This window comes from Psychrobacter sp., assembly GCF_018260395.1.
Lineage (GTDB): Bacteria > Pseudomonadota > Gammaproteobacteria > Pseudomonadales > Moraxellaceae > Psychrobacter.
This window is the reverse complement of record NZ_JAGLBC010000011.1, coordinates 1-4,041: the sequence shown is the minus strand read 5'-3', so window position 1 is coordinate 4,041 and position 4,041 is coordinate 1. Positions and strand designations below refer to the sequence as shown.

The following is a 4,041-nucleotide window of genomic DNA, read 5'->3' as shown; positions in this document are numbered from 1 at the left end:
TAATCCCTTAGACCATAATCCCTTAGACCATAATCCCTTAGACCATAATCCCTTAAACCATAATCACTTAGACCATAATCCCTCAGACCATAATCCCTTAAACAATAGTTGCGTTTCATAGTTCAGCCACTAAATTTTATGGCTGTACTTACAACATTACGTTAAACTGATCATATCCACAGTTTCACCTAAGACCACTTTCCAATTTAAGGACTAAGTTAGATGCATCTTTATGCAGACAATGATGTAAACCGTTCTGACATCGTAACCCAAGAAAATATAGAAGTTGAAGACAGCTTTCATATCTCTGCTCCTAGCTTATGTAGTTACCTACCAAATCAAGTATCCCAGCTTACCTTCATACTTCTAGATGCGCAGCAAAGTATTGACCCAAAGCTGTACACTCACTTATGTACCGAAGGTTTTAGACGCAGTGGTAATGCTTTTTATAAGCCTAATTGCCATTATTGTGTTCAGTGCATTTCTAGTCGCGTTGTGGTGAATGATTTTGTTCTATCAAGACGCTATCGCAAGGTGCTAAATCGCAATAATGAGGTAAGTATTGGATTTATTCCTGCTATCCAAGCCACAAAAGAGCATTATGCGTTATATCAAAAATATATTCATGAGCGTCACGCAGACGGCGATATGTATCCGCCAAGTTTACATACCTTTGAACAATTTTTGGTTGAAAGCCCTGCTAAAACTCAGTTTATGGAAGTTAGAGAAGCGAATAATAGACTTATAGCAGTCGCAGTTACAGACTCTCTATGCGATGGGCTATCAAGTATTTATACTTTTTTTGATCCAGATCCTAGTTATCACTCTCGGAGCCTAGGGGTATTTTGTATCTTAAGCCAAATTGAAACCGCCAAACAATTAGGCTTAGATTATGTATATTTAGGTTTTTGGATTCCCAGTGTAAAGAAGATGAGTTATAAAACTGATTACGCCCCTATTGAGCTATTGATAAATAACCATTGGACATATTTTGAACAAATACCTGACACTGAGGAGGTTTTAAACCTATTAAACCTAGCTGAAGTAAAATTAGTGCTATAAAAACATTCAAAATTAAGAATCTTTGTATAAATAAAAGCTTATTTAAGCTCATACTGCATGATTAAAGCATTGCACTTACTGTCAGTATCTTTTTGGCTTGAATAGTAGTCTTTACGAATATAGATAGTTCCAAATCCTAACTTTTGATAGAGGTTAATAGCCTTGATGTTATCCTCTCTAACTTCCAATAAAATCTTCTCTAAGCCTTTATTTGTCATAGAATCAATTAACAGTATTAATAACTGCTGAGCATATCCTCGACGCTGAAAGTCAGGATGAGTACCAATTCTTAAAACTTCTGCCACTTCGTATACTTTGCTAAAGAGGCAATAAGCAACCATACTAAAATTGTTCTCATTTGAAATTGCACCATAGCCATTATAATCAGCCTGTTTGTATGCTTCAGCCACTTTACATTCTTCAGGTTTTAAGCTTTCAGATGATTCAAGTGCCATGATACCCCAACACTCATAGATATCCTGACTTAGCATCCCAAATAGAGTTTTAGCGTCCCAGCAATCTAAGGGTTGAACTATACGTTCGATATTAGCTATCTGTTGAACTAGACTTGCGTCATAACTCGCATCAGTTACAACACATATAAAGGGGTTTTTATGATTTTTCATCATATATCCTAGATAAAAATAGGCGATAGATTAAATTGTTAAACCGTATAAACTTTAAATCAAGATCTAAGATAATAGTTATTTATTCATAAAAATAGAAATCATAAAAAGAGAAACCATAAAAAAGCCCCCAAACAAAACGTTGAAGGCTTCTCTTCTACTTACTTAAATAGCAACTGGTAATACTAGATTATAGCTTGCTAGTTAACTCAGGAAGTACTGTGAACAAATCACCTTCTAGAAAGTAATCTGCTACGTTTGCAATCGGAGCTTCTGGATCACTATTAATAGCTACGATCACTTTAGAGTCTTTCATACCTGCTAAATGCTGGATAGCTCCAGAGATACCGGCTGCAATATATAATGTCGGGGCAACAATTTTACCAGTTTGACCAACTTGCATATCGTTTGGTACGTAGCCTGCATCAACTGCAGCACGTGAAGCACCAATCGCTGCGCCTAACTTATCTGCTAGTGGCTCAATATACTTAGTGAAATTTTCACCATTTGCTAAAGCACGACCACCTGATACTACAATCTCAGCAGACGTTAGCTCTGGACGGTCTGAAGTTGCAAGCTCTTCACTTACAAAGGTAGACTTACCAGCATCTTGTACATCATCTAGTTTTTCCATAGTAGCTGAACCGCCCTCGGCAGCAGCAGCATCAAAACCTGTAGCACGTACTGTTAATAAAACTTTCTCTTCAGAGGTTTTAACAGTAGCTATGGCGTTACCAGCATAGATAGTACGCTCAAAAGTATTGCTATCGATTACTTTAATAATGTCAGAGATCATACTAACATCTAATAAAGCAGCCACACGCGGCATAACATTCTTACCATTAGAGGTAGAAGGCGCAATAATATGACTATAATTGCCTGCTAAATCATTGATAAGCAGTGCAACGTTTTCTGCTAGTTGATGACCATACGCTGCATTATCAACACAAATTACTTTACTTACGCCAACAACTTTCGTAGCTTGCTGAGCAACAGGCTCACAGCCTGTTCCCGCTACCAATACATGTACTTCTCCACCTAACTGCGATGCAGCTGTAATAGTACTCAAAGTTGCTTTCTTTAACTCGGCGTTATCATGTTCTGCATATACTAAAACTGCCATGAGATTATCCTTTAATCTAATATTATGGATGAATAGAGCTCTTGATGGTTTGGGACCTATAAGCCACTCTATTCAAATAAATGTTGTCTAATAATTGAGTCGAAATAAATTACTTTTTAAATAAAAGGTCACAACTTAAATGACATGCGCTTCATTTCTAAGCTTATCAATTAGCTCATCCACAGAAGCAACTTTAATACCGGCAGCACGCTCTGGTGGTGGAGTTACTTTAAGTATTTGCTGCTTCGACGTCATATCAACACCAAAGTCTGCTGGTGTTTTTTCATCTAGTGGCTTTTTCTTAGCTTTCATGATATTAGGTAATTTGGCATAACGTGGTTCATTTAAGCGCAAATCAGTCGTAATCACTGCAGGAAGGCTTAGGGCAACCGTTTCAAGTCCACCGTCAACTTCACGAGTTACATTTACTTTACCACCTTCAACTTTAACTTCTGAAGCAAAAGTACCCTGACCAATACCCATTAAGGCAGCTAACATTTGCCCTGTTTGGTTATTGTCATCATCAATCGCGATTTTACCCATTAGAATAATTTCGGCACTTTCTTGTTCAGCAATACCTTTTAAAATTTTAGCTACTTGTAAAGGATAAGCTTTTTCATCAGTCTGAACTAAGATACCACGATCAGCACCTAGTGCTAAAGCGGCACGAATTTGTTCTTGTGCTTCTTTAGGACCAATAGATGCAACGATTACTTCATCTACAATACCAGCTTCTTTTAAACGTACTGCTTCTTCAACAGCAATTTCACAAAATGGGTTGATTGACATTTTAGTATTACTAAGATCAACGCCAGAATTATCTGCTTTAACGCGAACTTTTACGTTATAGTCAATCACACGCTTAACAGCAACTAATGCTTTCATACGTTCCTCGTTTATTAATGTTATGAGTAATTAAAATTACGTCTTTAAATTGAGTGCAATATATATCTTATCTTACACTAAAAATTAATTCTTATACATCTTAGCCAATAAGGTAGCCAATATATATAACAATTTGTAGGTTTTAATTAACAGAATTTCTTCAGTTAATCACCTAGTAATAAGTCATTTATGCTACTAAAGCTTATTTAATTTTAACTAACCTTTTTTTTGGTTTTGGATCAATATAAATAAACATTTATTATCAAAAGACATTATATTGCGTGACGCGTCTAATAAGGTCAAGCCATTGCCGTGAATAAAGGGTCATAAATTTTTTATTTAATA

At 36.1% G+C, this 4,041-nt stretch carries 4 protein-coding genes; 1 reads left to right on the top strand and 3 read right to left on the bottom strand.

Going from position 1 to position 4,041, the window contains the following annotated elements; all coding sequences use genetic code 11:
* The first annotated feature begins 222 nt into the window (after positions 1-222).
* On the top strand, positions 223-1,062 hold the full coding sequence (locus tag QZ265_RS01970; protein ID WP_296402855.1) for an arginyltransferase: 840 nt from the start codon (positions 223-225) through the stop codon (positions 1,060-1,062).
* 38 nt (positions 1,063-1,100) lie between these two features.
* Here QZ265_RS01970 and QZ265_RS01965 read toward each other — a convergent pair whose 3' ends face one another.
* From QZ265_RS01965 to QZ265_RS01955, 3 genes are all read right to left on the bottom strand, one after another.
* Positions 1,101-1,688, bottom strand: coding sequence for a GNAT family N-acetyltransferase (locus tag QZ265_RS01965; RefSeq protein WP_296402852.1), 588 nt, complete (start codon positions 1,686-1,688; stop codon positions 1,101-1,103).
* 190 nt (positions 1,689-1,878) lie between these two features.
* Positions 1,879-2,811 carry an FAD-binding protein gene (locus tag QZ265_RS01960; RefSeq protein ID WP_296402850.1) on the bottom strand — a complete coding sequence of 311 codons (933 nt, stop codon included), beginning with the start codon at positions 2,809-2,811 and terminating at the stop codon, positions 1,879-1,881.
* 135 nt (positions 2,812-2,946) lie between these two features.
* Positions 2,947-3,696, bottom strand: coding sequence for an electron transfer flavoprotein subunit beta/FixA family protein (locus QZ265_RS01955; protein ID WP_296402848.1), 750 nt, complete (start codon positions 3,694-3,696; stop codon positions 2,947-2,949).
* Between the last annotated feature and the right edge of the window lie 345 nt (positions 3,697-4,041).

Excerpts from the sequence above, each read along its gene's own strand:
- QZ265_RS01970 (WP_296402855.1), top strand. The coding sequence starts at position 223 with ATGCATCTTTATGCAGACAATGATGTAAACCGTTCTGACATCGTAACC.
- QZ265_RS01960 (WP_296402850.1), bottom strand. The coding sequence starts at position 2,811 with ATGGCAGTTTTAGTATATGCAGAACATGATAACGCCGAGTTAAAGAAA.
- QZ265_RS01965 (WP_296402852.1), bottom strand. The coding sequence starts at position 1,688 with ATGAAAAATCATAAAAACCCCTTTATATGTGTTGTAACTGATGCGAGT.
- QZ265_RS01955 (WP_296402848.1), bottom strand. The coding sequence starts at position 3,696 with ATGAAAGCATTAGTTGCTGTTAAGCGTGTGATTGACTATAACGTAAAA.